General features: G+C 68.6%; 13 protein-coding genes. 3 read left to right on the top strand and 10 right to left on the bottom strand.

Translation table 11 applies throughout. From position 1 onward, the window contains the following. Positions 1-2 precede the first annotated feature (2 nt). The 6 genes from ACFVAE_RS00835 to ACFVAE_RS00810 are packed head-to-tail and all read right to left on the bottom strand — an operon-like array spanning position 3 to position 7,786. Positions 3-1,592 (bottom strand): ABC transporter substrate-binding protein, encoded by a 1,590-nt coding sequence (locus ACFVAE_RS00835; RefSeq protein WP_378887024.1) that lies wholly within the window; start codon positions 1,590-1,592, stop codon positions 3-5. Beyond that, positions 1,592-2,644: an ABC transporter ATP-binding protein gene (locus ACFVAE_RS00830; RefSeq protein ID WP_378887023.1), complete on the bottom strand. Its 1,053-nt coding sequence runs from the start codon at positions 2,642-2,644 to the stop codon at positions 1,592-1,594. Before ACFVAE_RS00830 ends, ACFVAE_RS00835 begins: the two co-directional genes overlap by 1 nt. After that, a complete protein-coding gene (locus ACFVAE_RS00825; RefSeq protein WP_378887022.1) occupies positions 2,625-3,623 on the bottom strand; it encodes an ABC transporter ATP-binding protein in 999 nt (332 codons plus the stop codon). Before ACFVAE_RS00825 ends, ACFVAE_RS00830 begins: the two co-directional genes overlap by 20 nt. After that, a complete protein-coding gene (locus tag ACFVAE_RS00820; RefSeq protein ID WP_378887021.1) occupies positions 3,620-4,510 on the bottom strand; it encodes an ABC transporter permease in 891 nt (296 codons plus the stop codon). Before ACFVAE_RS00820 ends, ACFVAE_RS00825 begins: the two co-directional genes overlap by 4 nt. Further along, complete coding sequence (locus ACFVAE_RS00815) at positions 4,503-5,432, bottom strand: ABC transporter permease (protein WP_378887020.1); 930 nt, start codon at positions 5,430-5,432, stop codon at positions 4,503-4,505. Before ACFVAE_RS00815 ends, ACFVAE_RS00820 begins: the two co-directional genes overlap by 8 nt. After that, positions 5,432-7,786 carry an ROK family protein gene (locus ACFVAE_RS00810; protein WP_378887019.1) on the bottom strand — a complete coding sequence of 785 codons (2,355 nt, stop codon included), beginning with the start codon at positions 7,784-7,786 and terminating at the stop codon, positions 5,432-5,434. The genes ACFVAE_RS00815 and ACFVAE_RS00810 overlap by 1 nt, the downstream gene beginning before the upstream one ends. Positions 7,787-7,915: 129 nt before the next feature. Here ACFVAE_RS00810 and ACFVAE_RS00805 point away from each other — a divergent pair, with 129 nt between their 5' ends. The 3 genes from ACFVAE_RS00805 to ACFVAE_RS00795 are packed head-to-tail and all read left to right on the top strand — an operon-like array spanning position 7,916 to position 11,855. After that, on the top strand, positions 7,916-9,964 hold the full coding sequence (locus ACFVAE_RS00805) for a M3 family metallopeptidase (RefSeq protein WP_378887018.1): 2,049 nt from the start codon (positions 7,916-7,918) through the stop codon (positions 9,962-9,964). Beyond that, a complete protein-coding gene (locus tag ACFVAE_RS00800) occupies positions 9,957-10,655 on the top strand; it encodes a class I SAM-dependent methyltransferase (RefSeq protein WP_378887017.1) in 699 nt (232 codons plus the stop codon). The genes ACFVAE_RS00805 and ACFVAE_RS00800 overlap by 8 nt, the downstream gene beginning before the upstream one ends. A 3-nt stretch (positions 10,656-10,658) precedes the next feature. Then, positions 10,659-11,855, top strand: a complete 1,197-nt coding sequence (locus ACFVAE_RS00795; RefSeq protein WP_378890423.1) for an MFS transporter — start codon at positions 10,659-10,661, stop codon at positions 11,853-11,855. A 23-nt stretch (positions 11,856-11,878) separates the two neighbouring features. On the opposite strand, the gene ACFVAE_RS00790 is transcribed toward ACFVAE_RS00795, so the two are convergent. From ACFVAE_RS00790 to ACFVAE_RS00775, 4 genes are all read right to left on the bottom strand, one after another. Next, positions 11,879-12,997, bottom strand: coding sequence for an epoxide hydrolase family protein (locus ACFVAE_RS00790; protein ID WP_378887016.1), 1,119 nt, complete (start codon positions 12,995-12,997; stop codon positions 11,879-11,881). Positions 12,998-13,042: 45 nt separating this feature from the next. Beyond that, on the bottom strand, positions 13,043-14,311 hold the full coding sequence (gene clpX / locus ACFVAE_RS00785; RefSeq protein WP_378887015.1) for an ATP-dependent Clp protease ATP-binding subunit ClpX: 1,269 nt from the start codon (positions 14,309-14,311) through the stop codon (positions 13,043-13,045). 115 nt (positions 14,312-14,426) lie between these two features. Continuing rightward, positions 14,427-15,290 (bottom strand): aldehyde dehydrogenase family protein, encoded by an 864-nt coding sequence (locus tag ACFVAE_RS00780; protein WP_378887014.1) that lies wholly within the window; start codon positions 15,288-15,290, stop codon positions 14,427-14,429. Beyond that, complete coding sequence (locus tag ACFVAE_RS00775) at positions 15,287-16,729, bottom strand: aldehyde dehydrogenase family protein (protein ID WP_378887013.1); 1,443 nt, start codon at positions 16,727-16,729, stop codon at positions 15,287-15,289. The genes ACFVAE_RS00780 and ACFVAE_RS00775 overlap by 4 nt, the downstream gene beginning before the upstream one ends. Positions 16,730-16,739: the final 10 nt, after the last annotated feature.

The raw sequence follows: 16,739 nt of genomic DNA, 5'->3' as shown, positions 1-16,739 counted from the left end.
CCTCACTTGCTGCAGGTGACCTGCGTGCGGTAGATCTGCATGTCACCGCCGGCTGCGTGCGGCGTCATGCACTCGGTGTGGGCGATGTACATCACCTGCTGGTACAGCGGCTGGATGACCTGGTCGGCGAGGATGCGGTCCTCGGCCTTCTGCCAGAGCGCGTCAGCCTCTTCCTGCGTCGGCGCCGCGAGTGCGGCGTCCACGGCGGCCTGGCCCTCCGGATCGGTGTACTGCAGGCGGTAGTTCGCGTCGACGTACACCGACGCGATCCACTCCGACGCGGCGGGGAAGGACGAGCCCCAGAGCTGGATGACCGGGCCGTCCAGCTTGTAGGAGTTGATCGTCTCCGACAGGGCGGCGGCCGGCACCGGCTTGGGCTCGATGTCGAGGCCGATCTCCTTGGCGGAGTTCGAGACGGCCAGCGCGGTCGCGGCATCCGTCGTGTTCTCCGAGGAGTAGTTCAGCGGGATCGACCCGGTGAAGCCGGACTTCGCGATCAGCGCCTTCGCAGCATCCGGGTCGAAGGTGCAGTACTGGCCGCAGGCGCCCTCGCGGTAGGCCGACACCGAGTTCGGCATCATCGAGGTCGCGGGGACCGTGGCGTCCTTGAACAGATCCTTCGAGATGCTCTCGCGGTTGACGATCATCGAGAACGCCTGACGCACCTCGATCGGGTACGTCTTGTCGAGGTACGTCGGCCAGGTGAAGTAGGTCTGCAGCGTGTTGCGGTCGATCGCGGTGAGGCCCTTGTCGCCGAGCGAGTTGCGCCCCTGAGCGATCAGCCCCGGCGGCAGGCTGCGCAGCACGTCGGCGTTGCCCGCCACCACGTCCTGGTAGGCCGTGTTCGTGTCGGTGTAGACGCGGAAGGTGATCTGATCCGCGGCCCCCTTCGGCACCCAGCCCTTGTACTTCGGATCCTTCTTCAGCACGGCCTCGACCTGGGGATCGAGCTTCTCCAGAGTGTAGACACCGTTGCCGATCGGCTTCTTGTCATAGGCCACCGGGTCGGCGAACGCGCTCTCCGGCATCGGGCAGAACGCCAGCTGCGACAGGATGAACGGCATGTCGTTGTTCGGCGTCTTGGTCTCGATCGTGAACGTGTTCTCGTCCACGAGCTTGATGCCGGAGAACTCCGTAGCGGTCGCCTCGCCCTCGGCGGGATTCAGCTCGTCGTACCCCTTGATCGGGCCGTAGGCGTAGTTGGAGGGCATCGCGTTCTTGCCGGCGCCGACGAAGTTGAAGGTGTCGACGTAGGTCTTCGCGGTGATCGGAGTGCCGTCCGAGAAGGTGTGGCCGTCGGCGACCTTCACCGTCCAGTGCACCTGGTCGTCGCTCTCGAGCGATTCGGCGCCGCGCATGAAGACCTTGCCGTCCTCCTCGATGCCGGTCAGGGGCTCGCAGAGCGCCATGGCGATCTGGCTGCCGGGGTTCTGCGCGCCGGTGATGCGCCCGATCTCGCCGTTGTTCACGGCGACGAAGGACGTCTTGCCCTCGCCGGCGTCGGAGGGCTGGCCGAGACATCCGGTCAGCATCGTCGCGCACGCCGCGACGGCGACGATGCCGATCGCGAGGCGGCTGGTGGTGCTTTTCATCAGGTGTTCCTTTCGGATGGGGAGGAGGAGGAAGGGATCGTGGAGACCATGCCGACACGGGACAGGGTGATCTGCGCGGCGAGGTGGCAGGACGCCCGGTGCTCTGGCCGTCCGCCGGGGACGGCGGCGAGCGCCGGAACATCCGTGGCGCACCGCTCGATCGCCGCGTAGCAGCGGGTGTGGAACGGGCATCCGGACGGAGGGTCGATCGGCGAGGGCGGGTCGCCCTCGAGGACGACGCGCTCCAGGCGCTCGTTCGGCGCCAGCTTGCGGGGAATGGCGGAGAGCAGCGCGCGGGTGTAGGGATGCGCCGTCGCACCGTACACGTCGTCACAGTCGCCCTGCTCGACCACCTTGCCGAGGTACATCGTCACGATCCGGTCGGACATGTGCTGAACCACGTCGAGGTCGTGCGCGATGAAGATGATCGAGAGCCCGAGCTCGCGCTTGAGCCGGTTCAGCAGGTTGAGCACCTGCGCCCGCACCGAGATGTCCAGCGCCGAGACCGGCTCATCGCATACCAGCAGCTTCGGCTCCACCGCCAGCGCCCTGGCGATGCCGATGCGCTGGAGCTGTCCGCCGGAGAACTCGTGCGGATAGCGATGCGCGTGGTCGGGGTTCAGCCCGACCTGGGTGAGCAGCTCACCCACGCGCGCCTCCACCTTCGAGGCCGGCAGCAGCCTGTGCGTGGTGATGCCCTCCGCGATGGACTGGCCGACCGACCGACGCGGGTCGAGCGACGCATGCGGGTCCTGGAACACCATCTGCACCTCGCGGTGCAGCAGCCTCTTGCGCTCCGCGTGCGACATGCCTCCGACATCTGCGCCGTTCCAGCGCACCGTGCCCTCACTCGGCGGCTCCAGGCCGCAGATGATGCGGGCGAGGGTGGACTTGCCGCAGCCTGACTCCCCCACCAGGCCGACGGTCTCGCCCTCTTCCACGGTGAAGTCGACGCCGTCGACGGCGCGAACCTGACCGTGCTCGCCGCGCGAGAACATGGTGTGCTTCTGCTTGTAGAAGCGGCGCACCGAGTCAAGCTCCAACAGCGACATCGGCGATCACCTCCTGCTTGTGGTGGCAGGCGGCGGCCCGCTCAGGCGTGAAGAGATCCAGTGGCGGCAGCACGGTGCGGCACTCGGACGTGGCGTACCCGCAGCGCGGGTTGAAGCTGCATCCGGGCGGGCGCTGCGCGATGTCCGGCGGCAGCCCCTGGATCGTGGGCAGATCGCCACCCCGATGCGCGGCACTCGGGATCGAGCCGAGCAGACCCTTGGTGTACGGGTGAGCGGGATTGTCGAACATGGGCCCGATCGGGCCGGACTCGGCGACGCGACCCGCGTACATCACCAGTGCACGATCGGCCAGCTGACCGGCGACTCCGAGGTCGTGCGTGATCATCAGCAGCGCCATCTTCCGCTCCTGCGTGATCTCGCCGAGCAGCTCCAGGATCTGCGCCTGCACCGTCGCATCCAGTGCGGTGGTCGGCTCGTCGGCGATGAGGATGTCGGGATCGAGCGCCAGAGCCATCGCGATCATGATGCGCTGACGCATGCCTCCGGAGAACTGGAACGGGTAGTCGTCCGCCCTGTTCGCGGCATCCGGGATGCGCACGGCGCGCATCATCTCGACGGCCGCTTCCCGCGCCTGCTTCTTCGGCATGCCCCGGTGCACGCGGTACAGTTCCGCGATCTGCGTGGACACCGTCTGCACGGGGTTGAGCGCGCTCAGTGCGTCCTGGAACACCATGGCGATCCGTGCGCCCTGCACCTTGCGGAGCTTCGACGCGGGCAGAGTGAGCAGGTCGTCGCCGTCGAACAGGATGCGACCGTCGGTGACCGTCGAGGCGGGCTTGGGCAGGATTCCCATGATCGCCTTCGCGGTGATGCTCTTGCCCGAGCCCGATTCGCCGAGCACGGCAAGGGTCTCGCCGCGGTCGAGGGTGAAGCTGACATCCTGCAGCGCGGCGATGGGCGGGTTCCCGGGCGATCGGAACTCGAGGGACAGGTTCTGGACGTCCAGCAGCGCGGTCATCGGCGGGCCTTCGGGTCGAGCGCGTCGCGCAGGCTCTCACCCAGCACGACGAAGGCGAGCGTGGTCAGGCCCAGCATCAGCGTGGGGAAGAACATCAGGAGCGGGGCGATCTGCCAGTTGCCGTCCTGGCTCGCGAGGGCGATCTGGATGCCCCAGGAGAAGGCGGGCAGTTTGAGGCCGACGCCGAGGATCGAGAAGCCCGCTTCCGCGGCCATGCCGGCACCGACCGACAGTGTCGTCATCACGATCAGCGGGGTCACAGCGTTGGGGATCACGTGCGAGCGCAGGATGCGCCACGGGCCGACGCCCAGTCCGCGGGCGGCCTGGATGTATTCCAGATTGCGCACCTGCATCACCGAGCTGCGCATGTATCGCATGGTCGCCGCCCAGCTGAACAGCACCAGCACGAACACGATGGTCCACACCGTGCGGGATCGGAACTGGTAGAGGATGACGAGGCTGGCGATGCCGACCGGGATGCCGAGGATGACGTTCGAGGTCCAGGAGATGATCGAGTCGGTCACGCCGCCGAAGTAGCCGGCGAGCGAGCCCGCGATCAGGGCGATCACGAACGAGATCGCGGCGGTGTAGACGCCGACCTCCAGAGACGTGCGTGCGCCGTAGACGATGTTCGACCAGTAGTCGCAGCCCTGGATGTCGAAGCCCATCGGATGCCCTGCCTCGGGCCCCACGCGGGACATCGACAGATCGCAGTCGCGCGGATCGATGTTCGTGAACAGGGTCGGGAACAGGGCCATCAGCGTGACGACGATGATGATGAGCGCGGCGATGTCGAAGAACGGGCTCTTCCAGAGGCTGCGCAGCCCGCTGCGGGGACGACCCCGCCGGCGCCGGGCGGTGATGAGGGAGGTGGTGGACTCAGACATGGCGCACCCTCGGGTCGATGATCGGGTAGAGCAGGTCGACGACCAGCGCCGCGACCAGGTAGAACAGCAGCAGGAACACCGAGACGCCCACGACCACCGGGCCGTTCTGCAGGTCGATCGCCCTGGCGAGGGTTCCGCCGAGGCCGGGCAGGTTGAAGATCGTCTCGATGAGCACCGATCCGCCCAGCAGCGCGGCCATGCTCAGACCGAGGTAGGTGACCACCGGCATGAACGCGTTCCGAAGGGCGTGCACCCACATGATGCGCTGCGGGCCGATGCCCTTCGCCGTCGCGGTGACGATGTAGTCCGACCGCAGCACGTCGACGAGACTGGTGCGGCTGAGTCGCGCCAAGGGCGAAGCGGTCTCGAGCGCGAGGACCATCGCCGGCATGATGAACGCCAGCGGGAACCCTGCTCTCACCCCGGATATCGGCAGCCAGTGCAGTTTGATGCCGAACAGGTACTGCGAGAAGTACGCGATGATGAAGCCCGGCACGGCCAGGAAGAAGATCGTGAAGATCAGGTTGAACTTGTCCGGGAACTTCCCCTGCCGCAGGCCCGCCCACACGCCGAGGCACACGCCGATGATGAGCTTCAGCACGAACGCGGACAGCGCGAGCACCACGGTGTAGGGCAGCGCTGTCGCGATCAGCGTCGAGACGGAGTTGCCGTTGAAGTCGTAGCCGAAGTCGCCGTGCAGCACGCCCCAGAGATACTTCGCGTACTGCACGAAGAACGGATCGTCCAGGTTGTACTGCGCTCGGATCGCCGCGATGGTCGAGTCCGAGAGCCGCTTCTCTCCCCCGGCGAGCCGGGTGACGGGGTCGCCGGGGATGAGGAAGACGAGCAGATAGACGAGCAGCGTCGACCCGATCAGAGTCGGCACCATCATCAGGATGCGCCGCAGCGCGTAGCGAAGCATCAGTCCCCGGCCGGCTGGCGGGCCGGCTGGTGCGCCGCGTAGTAGTCGAGCATCTCGTCGCTCAGGCGCGGGATCTCGTAGGGCTCGGAGTTCGATCGGATCGAGAGGGCGCCGGCGATGCCCGCGGCCACCGCATCGCGGGCCGCGACGGGGCTGGTGTCGGTCGGCGCACCGGTGCGGACGAACTCCACGAACTCGGCGACCGTGAGCGGGTCGGCGCCGCCGTGGCCGCCGTCGCCGCCGTCCTCGATCGGGTAGCGCACGTGGCCCTTCTCGAGGTAGTCGCTGCGGGCGTTCCAGAGCCGGATCTCGCCACCTGCGTCGTCATCGAAATTCTCGATGCGCCCCTCCGTGCCGATCACCGTGTAGTTGCGCCAGTAGTCCGGGGTGAAGTGGCACTGCTGGTAGCTCATCAGCACGCCGGAGTCGGTGCGCATCATGATCATCGAGATGTCCTCGACGTCGATCACCGGGTTGAGGTCCTGCTGGGATGCCGGGGGCCAGTTCTGCATCGAGAACCAGTCGCCCATGCGGCGGTCCGAGTTGTCGCGACGGGACTCGACGTCGCCGTAGATGGCCAGATCCCCCATGCCCACCACCGAGCGGGTGGAGGTTCCGGCGATCCAGTGCATCACGTCGATGTCGTGGGCGCCCTTCTGCAGCAGCAGGCTCATCGCCTTGTCCCGCTCGGCGTGCCAGTCCTTGAAGTAGTAGTCGCCGCCGTGGCCGACGAAGTGCCGGCACCAGATCGCCTTGACCTCGCCGATCTCGCCACGGTCGACGATGTCCTTCATCATGCGCACGACCTGCATGTGCCGCATGTTGTGGCCGACGTAGACCTTGGTGCCGGTGCGGTACGCGGTCTCGAGGATGCGGTCGGCATCCTCGATGGAGATCGCGAGGGGCTTCTCGATGTACGAGGGGATGCCCGCTTCGAGTAGTTCGATCGCCACCTCGGCGTGGGTGAAGTCGGGGGTCGTGACGAAGGCGCCGTCGATCTCGATGCCGGATGCCAGGACCTCGGCCACCGAGGCGAACACCGGGATGTCGCCGAACAGTCGCGCCGCGCGCTCGTGCGTGCGCGGGTCGGGGTCGACCGCCGCGACGACGGTGCCGCCCACCTCCTTGACGTGCAGCGCGAGGCCGACGCGTGCGCCGACTCCGATCGCTGCGGCACGGAAGGGAGCCTGCTCCGAGGCGGTGTCGGTGGTCATCTGTTCGTTCTCCGGGTCGATGGTGATGACGGGTGCCGGGACGTCCGGCACCCCGTAGATGCGGATTGAGTGCTTCTCGAAGGCGAGACCGAGCGCGCCGAGCGCTGCGGCATCCGCGCCGAGCTCGCCCCCGCGGATGATCCGCGTGCCGGTGTCGATACCCGTCACGGCGGTGCGGATGCCCTCGGCCAGCGGGCCGGCGATCAGATCGGCGAACTCGCCGAGCTCTCCGCCGAGCACGATGACGTCGGGATCGGCGGTCAGCAGCAGAGCCGCCATTGCGGGCGTCATCGCCGCGCTGAGGGACTCGAGCGCGGCCAGACCGCGCAGGTCGGCGGGGTCGTCGCGCAGCAGGCGCAGGTCTGCGGCCACCCGGGGAACCGCCTCGAGAAGCGACCCTTCGGGTACGGCCACATCGCTGAACGCACGGAGCAGGCCGACCTCTCCCGCCCGTCCCCTGCGACCACGCAGGACGTGCCCCGACGCGGTCACTCGCGCGGACACGTGGTGCCAGGTCAGCGCGTAGACACCGGTCTCGGCGTCGGCGAGTGCGCCGCCGCGGGACTCCGCCTCGGCGGCCAGGGACAGGTCGTTGTCGACGACGACCGGCGCTCCGAGTGCGTCGGTGAACATGGCGGCGAGGTCGCGCCCGTTCCAGCTGCTCACCTGGGGCGCGGAGATGAGGATGCCGTCCTCGTCGATCAATCCGGCCGCGGCGATCCCGATCGCCGCCACATCGGACTGCCGGTGGCCGATGCGCTCCATGGTCTGCTGCAGCAGTGATCGCATCGGCGCAAGCGACGGCTGTGCGGTCGTGGGCGGTGCGACCTCGGACTCCTGCCGAGCGAGCACCCGTCCGGTGCGATCGGCGATGACGAGGCGGATGGTGCTGCGGGTCAGGTCGATGCCGACGATGACGGGCGACCCGGCGACCGCCGAGAACGTGCGGGCGGGACGGCCGGTCGCCGCGCGCGCCTCATGCTCGACCGCGAGACCGGACTCCGTCAGCGATCCGAGCGCGGCGGTGACGGTCGGGCGGGACAGCCCCGTGCTCTCCGCGAGATCGGAGATCGTGGCGCGGCCGAGGTCGCGCAGGCTCGCCAGGCACTCGGCGATCAGCTTCACATCGATGGTCGACATCGGTGTCCCGTTCCTCTTCGAAGGGTCTTTTTAAGCATCTTTCATAACCATTCCGAAAGTGCTTTCATCATTGTGAGTGCCCGAGCGAGCCCTGTCAACTCCGGGCCGCGATGGCCCTAGGCTCGGAGGATGACCGACGACGCCAACCCGCTTCTCGTTCCGTCCGCTCTGCCCTACGGCCTGCCCGACTACGGCACCGTCCGGCCCGAGCACTACCTGCCCGCGTTCGACGTCGCGTTCCGCGAGCACCTCGCCGAGGTGCAGCGCATCACGATGGTGCGCTCGATGCCGACGTTCGAGAACACGATCGAGGCCCTGGAGCGTTCCGGAGAGCTGCTGCACCGCGTCGCCCAGGCGTTCTACACCGTGAGCTCGGCGGATGCCACGACCGAGATCCAGGAGATCGAGGAGCGGCTGGCTCCGCTGATGTCCGCTCATGAGGACGCGATCGCCCTCGACTCCGCGCTGTACTGGCGCATCTCGCAGTTGCACGACCAGCTCGACGGGCTCGACCTGAACGCCGAGCAGCGCTACCTCGTCGAGCGCCGCCACCGCGAGATGACCCTCGCCGGGGCCGGGCTCGACGACGAGGCGAAGGCACGGCTCACCGACCTGAACCAGCGCCTGTCCACGTTGAGCACGACGTTCGAGAAGAACCTGCTCACCGACACGAACGAGCTCGCCGTGCACTTCGCCGATGCTGCCGAGCTGGACGGCCTGACCGAGGGCGAGCTCTCCGCGACGCGGCGTGCGGCCGCCGACCGCGACCTCGATGGCCACCTGGTCACACTGCCGCTGTTCACCGGGCATCCGTACCTCGCCTCGCTCCGCGTGCGGGAGAGCCGCCGCCGCATCATGGACGCCTCGCGCTCACGCGCGTCCCGCGGCAACGCCAACGACAACGGCGCCGTACTGACCGAGATCACGGCGCTGCGCGCCGAGCGCGCCGAGTTGCTCGGATACCCGACGCACGCGGCGGCGATCACCGCGGACGAGACCGCCCACGACCCCGAGGCCGTGGAGCGGATGCTGCGCCAGCTGGCTGCCCCTGCGGCCCGTAATGCCGCAGCCGAGCGCGCGCGACTGCAGGCGATCGTCGACGAGACCGAGGATGTCCCCTTCGCCGTCGAAGCGCACGACTGGGCGTACTACACCGAGAAGGTGCGGCAGGCCGAGTACGACATCGACTCGGCGGCGCTGCGGCCCTGGTTCGAGGCCGAGCGCGTGCTGCAGGACGGCGTCTTCGCCGCGGCGACCAAGCTCTACGGCGTCACGTTCACCGAGCGCACCGATCTGTCGTCGTACCACCCGGATGCGCGGGTGTTCGAGGTCTTCAACGAGGACGGCTCCGCGCAGGGGCTGTACATCCTGGACCTGTACACGCGCGACTCGAAGCGCGGCGGCGCCTGGATGAACTCGATCGTCGATCAGTCCCGGCTGCGGGGCACGGCGGCCGTGGTGGTCAACAACCTCAACGTCGCCAAGCCCGGCGAAGGGCAGCCCACTCTGCTCACGCTGGACGAGGTCACGACGCTGTTCCACGAGTTCGGGCACGCGCTGCACGGCCTGTTCGCCACGGTGACGTACCCGCACTTCTCCGGCACCAACGTGTTCCGCGACTTCGTGGAGTTCCCCAGCCAGGTCAACGAGATGTGGATCCTCTGGCCCGAGGTGCTCGACTCCTACGCCCGACACCACGAGACCGGTGAGCCGCTGGATGCCGCGATCGTGCAGCGACTGCAGGCATCCGAGACCTTCGACCAGGGCTTCGCCACCAGCACGTACCTCGCCGCTGCGTGGCTCGACCAGGCCTGGCACCTGCTGCCGGTCGGCACGACGGTCGACGATGTGGCCGCTTTCGAGGCCGCAGCGCTCGCCGACATCGGCCTGAACGACCCTGCGGTGCCCACTCGCTATTCGTCGACGTACTTCGCACACGTGTTCTCCGGCGGCTACAGCGCCGGCTACTACTCGTACATCTGGAGCGAGGTGCTCGACGCCGACACGGTGGAGTGGTTCCGCACCAACGGCGGGCTCACCAGAGAGAACGGCGACCGCTTCCGCAGTCGGCTGCTCGGCGTCGGCGGCTCGAAGGATCCGCTCGAGGCCTACCGCGACTTCCGCGGTCGCGACGCCGAGATCGCGCCGCTCCTGAAGCGCCGCGGACTCGATGGCTGAGGAAGGCGGCATCGGCGCGGCCTCCGCGCGGAGAGCTGCAGGATCTCGGAGCGCACCGGGGGACTCCTCCGGGACTCCGCAGATCTCCGACGACCTGGCCGCGATTCGCGAGGCCTTCGATCTGCGTGCGCCGGTGTACGACGAGAGCGAGATGCACCGCGAACTCGCGGAAGCCGTGGCGTCCTTCGCCGCGACCTCGGATGCCGGGACGGTGCTCGACGTCGCGACAGGGACGGCGCTGGTGTTGCGCGCGCTGCGCGTGCATCTCCCACGGGCGCGACTGATCGGCGCGGACATCTCCCCCGGCATGCTCGCAGTCGCGCGGAAGGCGCTGCCCGATGCCGAGTGGCTCGAGGCGGATGCTGCGTCGCTGCCGTTTCCCGACGCGTCGGTCGATCTCATCACCTGCGCGACGGCGCTGCATGTCATTCCCGACACGCGCGGCACGATCGGCGAGTGGCGGAGACTGCTCCGCCCGGGCGGTCGCGTGGTGACGGCGACGTTCATGGCAGGGAGCCGTCGTCCCGGACCGGCGAAGTACCGCACGCTCAGCACAGATCACGAGTCCTTCGAGTCGCCGGCAGCGCTGGAGTCCAGAGTCGCCGGCGCGGGTTTCGCAGTCGCGCGGCACGCGGAGTCGCGCTTCGGCCAAGACGTCATCCTCATCGCCGAGCTCGTCCCGGAGGGGTGATCGATCACGGCTGAGAGTATCTGGGACGGGCATCCGCGCGGTACCGCGCCATACCGCCGGATCTCCGTCGCGCTGCTCGGCGCGGGCATCGCGACCTTCGCCCAGCTGTATTCGCCACAGGGCATCCTGCCGCTGCTCGCGACCGACCTGCGCGTGGACGCCTCGCAGGCGAGCCTGTCGATCTCGGCGGCCACGACCGGGCTGGCGCTCTCAGTGCTCCCCTGGTCGCTGGTCGCCGACCGCATAGGGCGGGTCCGGGCGATGCGGATCGCCCTGGTCTCCGCGACCGTTCTCGGCCTGCTGATGCCGTGGTGCCCGTGGTTCGAAGCGCTCCTCGTGATCCGAGTGCTGGAGGGCGTCGCGCTCGGCGGCATCCCCGGCATCGCCGTCGTGTACCTGAGCGAGGAGGTCGACCGACGCCACACGGCGATCGCTGCCGGCACCTACGTGTCCGGCACCACCATCGGCGGGCTCGCCGGCCGGCTGATCGCCGCGCCGATCGCGGACCTCACCGACTGGCGCTGGGGCACGTTCGCGGTGGCCCTGCTCGCAGCGCTGGCGACGGCGGTCTTCTTCGTGATCGCTCCCCCACCGCAGGGATTCCGGCCGCATGCAGCATCCGTGTCGTCGGTGCTGCGCTCCGCAGGACGGCACATGCGCGACCCGCGCCTGCTGGTGCTCTACGGGCAGGGCTTCCTGCTCATGGGCGGGTTCGTCGCCACGTACAACTACCTGACCTTCAGACTGGAGGCTCCGCCGTTCCTCCTGCCCGTCGGCGTCGCGAGCCTGCTCTTCCTCGCGTACCTGGCGGGGACGGTGTCGTCACGGATGGTCGGCGGCCTGGTCGGCAGACTCGGGCGCGAACGGCTGCTGCTGACGTCGATCGGCGTGATGGTCGCCGGCATGCTTCTCACCCTTTCCGATGCGCTCGTGGTCATCATCGCCGGTCTCGTGGTGATGACCGCAGGCTTCTTCGGGGCGCACGCGATCGCCTCCGGCTGGTCGGGCACGCGGGCCCTGCACGGAAGGTCGCAGTCCACCTCGCTGTACAACCTCTGGTACTACGCGGGCTCGAGCGTCTTCGGATACCTGGGCGGGTTCGCCTGGATCGCCTTCGGCTGGGGCGGCGTCGTGACGATGGTGGTCATGCTCGCCGTGCTCGCAGCCGTCTGGGCCCTGGTCGCCGCGCGCGGCGACTGATCACGGCGGGGCCGGGCGCGCGTTCAGAGCACGCCGATCTCCCGGGCGAAGGCGCGGACGCGCGCGGCCATCGCCGCCGGCACCTCGGCGACGGCGAAGTGGCCGCCCTCCTCCAGCCGCTCGAAGGTGCGCAGGTCGCGATAGAACCGCCGCGCCAGCGTCTCCGGGTAGTCCCACTCGTGCCTCTGGATGTGCACGGATGCCGGCACCTCCACCGGCGGGATCCCCTCCCCGCTGTCGACGTCCTCGTAGTAGCTGCGGAAGGACGTGCCGATGCTCTGCGTCACCCAGTAGATCATCGCCTCGGTCAGGATGCGCTCGCGGGAGATGCGCCGTTCGAGGGCGCGGGGATCCCCCTCCGGCGTGTCGCTCCACTCGATCAGCTTCTCCGCGATCCAGGCGAGCAACCCCGCGGGCGAGTCGTTCAGGGCGGCGGCCAGCGTGTCGGGGCGGGTGCCCTGCACGTGTCCGTAGGCGCCGTTCGGCCCGCCCCACGCATCGAGGCGCCCGAAGAACGCCGTCGCATCGGGCTCCGTCAGCTCTCGCCTCCCGGCCGGCGTCGGGAAGTGCGCGTGCGTGACGAGGATCCCCGCCACCGATTCCGGATGGCTCGCCGCGATGAGGTCGTTGACGTTGGCCGTCATGTCCTCGCCGTAGGTGAGGTACCGCGTGTACCCGAGCACGTCGGTCATCAGCGCATGCATCGTCGCGACGAGGCGCGGTTCCGTGATCGGACCGTTCTCGTACGCGGTGGAGAACCCGAAACCCGGGAGGCTCGGCACGACGACGTCGAAGTCGGGCAGCAGATCAGCGAACTCCAGCTGCAGCCCGAACGTGTGCGGCCAGCCGTGCATCACCAGCAGCGCCGGTGCATCGGGCCGCTCGGATCTCAGGTGCACGAAGTGCAGTGTCGTGTCGTCGACGTCGACCAGGTACTGCGGGTGCCGGTTGAGCCAGGCCTCACGGGAGCGCCAGTCCCATTCCCGCCAGCTCCCGACGAGTTCACCGAGGTATTCCGCGGTCATCCCCGCCGGAGGCCGGCGTGGCGAGTCGGGCAGCGGCCGGAATCGCTCCAGCCGCTCACGCAGCTCGCTGAGCTCATGGTCGGGGACGGAGATCGAGAAGGGCCGCGGGGAGGACATGCACCGACGCTACGCGCGGGCACCGACATCCCGTCGGCCGCTGGATCAGGCGCTCTTGCGCTTGCGCGAGAGCACGACCGTGGGCGCCGCGCCCTCCTCGACGGCCGCCTTGGTCACGACGACCTTGGTGACGTCCTGCGCCGAGGGGATCTCGAACATGATCGGGCCGAGCACGTCCTCGAGGATCGCACGCAGCCCGCGAGCGCCGGTCTTGCGCAGCACAGCGAGGTCGGCGATCGAGGCGAGCGCGTCATCGTCGAACTCGAGCTGCACGCCGTCGAGCTCGAACATGCGCTGGTACTGCTTGACCAGTGCGTTGCGCGGACCGGTGAGGATGTCGATCAGGGCCTCCTGATCGAGCGGCGAGACCGAGGTGACGACCGGCAGACGGCCGATGAACTCGGGGATCAGACCGAACTTGTGCAGGTCCTCGGGAAGAACTTCGCTGAACAGGTCGAGGTCCTTGCCCTTGTCGTGCAGCGGAGCGCCGAAGCCGACCCCGTGCTTGCCGACGCGCGCCGAGATGATGTCCTCCAGCCCGGCGAAGGCACCGGCCACGATGAACAGCACGTTGGTCGTGTCGATCTGCAGGAACTCCTGGTGCGGATGCTTGCGGCCGCCCTGCGGCGGCACCGAGGCGACCGTGCCCTCGAGGATCTTCAGCAGGGCCTGCTGCACGCCCTCGCCCGAGACGTCGCGGGTGATGGAGGGGTTCTCGGCCTTGCGGGCGATCTTGTCGATCTCGTCGATGTAGATGATGCCGGTCTCGGCGCGCTTCGTGTCGTAGTCGGCGGCCTGCAGCAGCTTCAGCAGAATGTTCTCGACATCCTCGCCGACGTAGCCCGCCTCGGTGAGCGCCGTGGCGTCGGCCACCGCGAACGGGACGTTCAGTCGCTTGGCCAGGGTCTGCGCGAGGTAGGTCTTTCCGCAGCCGGTGGGGCCGAGCATGAGGATGTTGCTCTTGGCGACCTCGACCTCTTCGGCCTTCTGCTCGGCGGGCTGCAGGGTGCTGCGGGCGCGGACGCGCTTGTAGTGGTTGTAGACGGCGACCGCGAGCGATCGTTTCGCGGCATCCTGCCCGACCACGTACTCCTCGAGGAAGGAGAAGATCTCGCGCGGCTTGGGAAGGTCGAAGTCGGCGACCGCTCCCCCGGCGGATTCCGCCATCCGCTCCTCGATGATCTCGTTGCACAGCTCGACGCATTCATCGCAGATGTACACGCCGGGGCCGGCGATCAGCTGCTGGACCTGCTTCTGACTCTTTCCGCAGAACGAGCACTTGAACAGGTCGGCGCTCTCACCGATACGAGCCATGCGCTTCCTCCTCGAGGCGTTTCAGTCGGGGGGCTCCCGAAAGCCACAGCACGAGCCTAACCGCCGCCGGCGACACCGGGCCGCATTGGAACGACCCGGTGTCGCGGACAGATCCTCACACCATCGACTTGGTGTGCCAGACCGTCTTCGTCTCGACGAACGCCGTGATCCGCTCGAGCGACGCGCCCACCGCATCCGTGTTCGGCACCGGCGAGAGCACGCGCTTGAGCGTCTCGGCCGCATCGATCTCGAGATCGATCCAGTTCAGCTCGCCGGCGCCGGCAAGGTCGAGGGCGTTCACGTCGGCGTGCGAGGCCAGCCACGGGGCCATCTCGGCCGGTGAACCGGTGAGCACGTTGACCACGCCGCCCGGCACGTCACTCGTCGCGAGCACCTCGGCGAGGCTGATCGCCGAGAGCGGGTGCCGCTCGCTGGCGATCACGACGACGCTGTTCCCGGTGACCAGTGCGGGCGCGAGCACCGACACCAGCCCGAGCAGCGCGGTGTCCTGGGGCGCGACGACCGCCACGACTCCGGTCGGCTCGGGCACCGAGATGTTGAAGTACGGCCCTGCGACGGGGTTGGCGTTGCCGGCCACCTGCGCGTACTTGTCGCACCAGCCCGCGTACCAGACCCAGAGGTCGATCGCGGCATCCACCTGGGCGCCGGCGGCGGCGGCGGTGACGCCCTCCTGCGCGGCGATCTCGTCCACGAACTGGGCGCGACGCCCCTCGAGGATCTCGGCCACCCGGTACAGCACCTGACCGCGGTTGTAGGCGGTCGCGCCCGACCATCCCTTCACCGCCGCGCGCGCGGCGACGACGGCATCCCTGGCGTCCTTGCGCGACGCCTTCGCGGCGTTCGCGAGGAAGTCGCCCTTCGCCGAGAGCACCTCGTAGGTGCGGCCGGACTCGCTGCGCGGGAACGCACCGCCGATGGCCAGCTTGTAGGTCTTCGGAATCGTCAGCCGCTTGCTCATGCCGCTGCTCCCTTCAGGTACGCGGTCAGTCCGTGCCGGCCGCCCTCGCGGCCGTATCCCGACTCCTTGTAGCCGCCGAACGGGCTGGCCGGGTCGAAGCGGTTGAAGGTGTTCGCCCACACCACACCGGCGCGCAGGCGGTCGGCCACGGCGAGGATGCGGGATCCCTTGTCGCTCCAGATGCCGGCGGAGAGTCCGTATGGCGTGTTGTTGGCCTTGGCGATCGCCTCGGCAGGAGTGCGGAAGGTCAGCACCGACAGCACGGGGCCGAAGACCTCGTCACGGGCGATCCGGTGCGAGGCCTCGACGCCGGTGAAGATCGTCGGCGCGAACCAGAATCCCTTCTCGGGGATCGCGCAGTCCGCGGTCCAGCGCTCGGCTCCCTCGGCCTCGCCGATGTCGCTCAGCTCGCGGATGCGGGCCAGCTGGGCGGCGGAGTTGATCGCACCGATGTCGGTGTTCTTGTCCAGAGGGTCACCGAGCCGCAGCGTGGACAGCCGATGCTTGAGCCGGTCGATGACCTCGTCGTGGATGGACTCCTGCACGAGCAGACGGCTGCCGGCGCAGCACACGTGGCCCTGATTGAAGAAGATGCCGTTGACGATGCCCTCGACGGCCTGGTCGATCGGCGCGTCGTCGAACACGATGTTGGCGGCCTTGCCGCCGAGCTCCAGCGTCACCTTCTTGTGCGTGCCGGCGACGGCCTTCGCGATGTCGCGGCCGACCCCGGTCGACCCGGTGAAGGCCACCTTGTCGACGTCCGGATGCCGCACCAGCGTCGCGCCGGTCGCACCGGCGCCGGTGACGATGTTCACCACGCCGGCGGGTAGGTCCGCCTGCTGCAGGATCTCGGCGAAGATCAGCGCCGTCAGAGGGGTCGTCTCGGCGGGCTTCAGCACGACGGTGTTGCCCGCGGCCAGGGCCGGAGCGAGCTTCCACGCCAGCATCAGCAGCGGGAAGTTCCACGGGATGATCTGCCCCGCGACGCCGAGCGCCTTCGGGTTCGCGCCCAGGCCCGCGTAGTCGAGCTTGTCGGCCCAGCCGGCGTAGTAGAAGAACCAGGAGGCGACCAGCGGCACGTCGACGTCGCGGCTCTCCTTGATCGGCTTGCCGTTGTCGAGGCTCTCAGCCACGGCGAGCTCGCGGGCGCGCTCCTGCACGAGACGGGCGATGCGGAACAGGTATTTGCCCCTGTCGCGACCGCTCATCCGCGACCAGGTCTTCTCGTAGGCACGGCGAGCAGCGGCGACGGCACGGTCGATGTCGTGCTCGTCCGCGGAGGCGATCTCGGCGATGCGGCTCTCGTCGGCGGGTGAGATCGTGGTGAAGCTCTTGCCCCCGCCGTCGGCGAACTCGCCGTCGATGAACAGCCCGTAGCTATCGCGCAGGTTCAGGATCGCCTTCGACTCGGGTGCCGGAGCGTATTCCAGGAATGACATATTCAGATCC

The organism is Microbacterium sp. NPDC057659 (genome assembly GCF_042799915.1).
Classification (GTDB): Bacteria; Actinomycetota; Actinomycetes; order Actinomycetales; family Microbacteriaceae; genus Microbacterium.
Note: the sequence above shows the minus strand (reverse complement) of the source record. Positions and strands in the feature narration are given on the sequence as shown.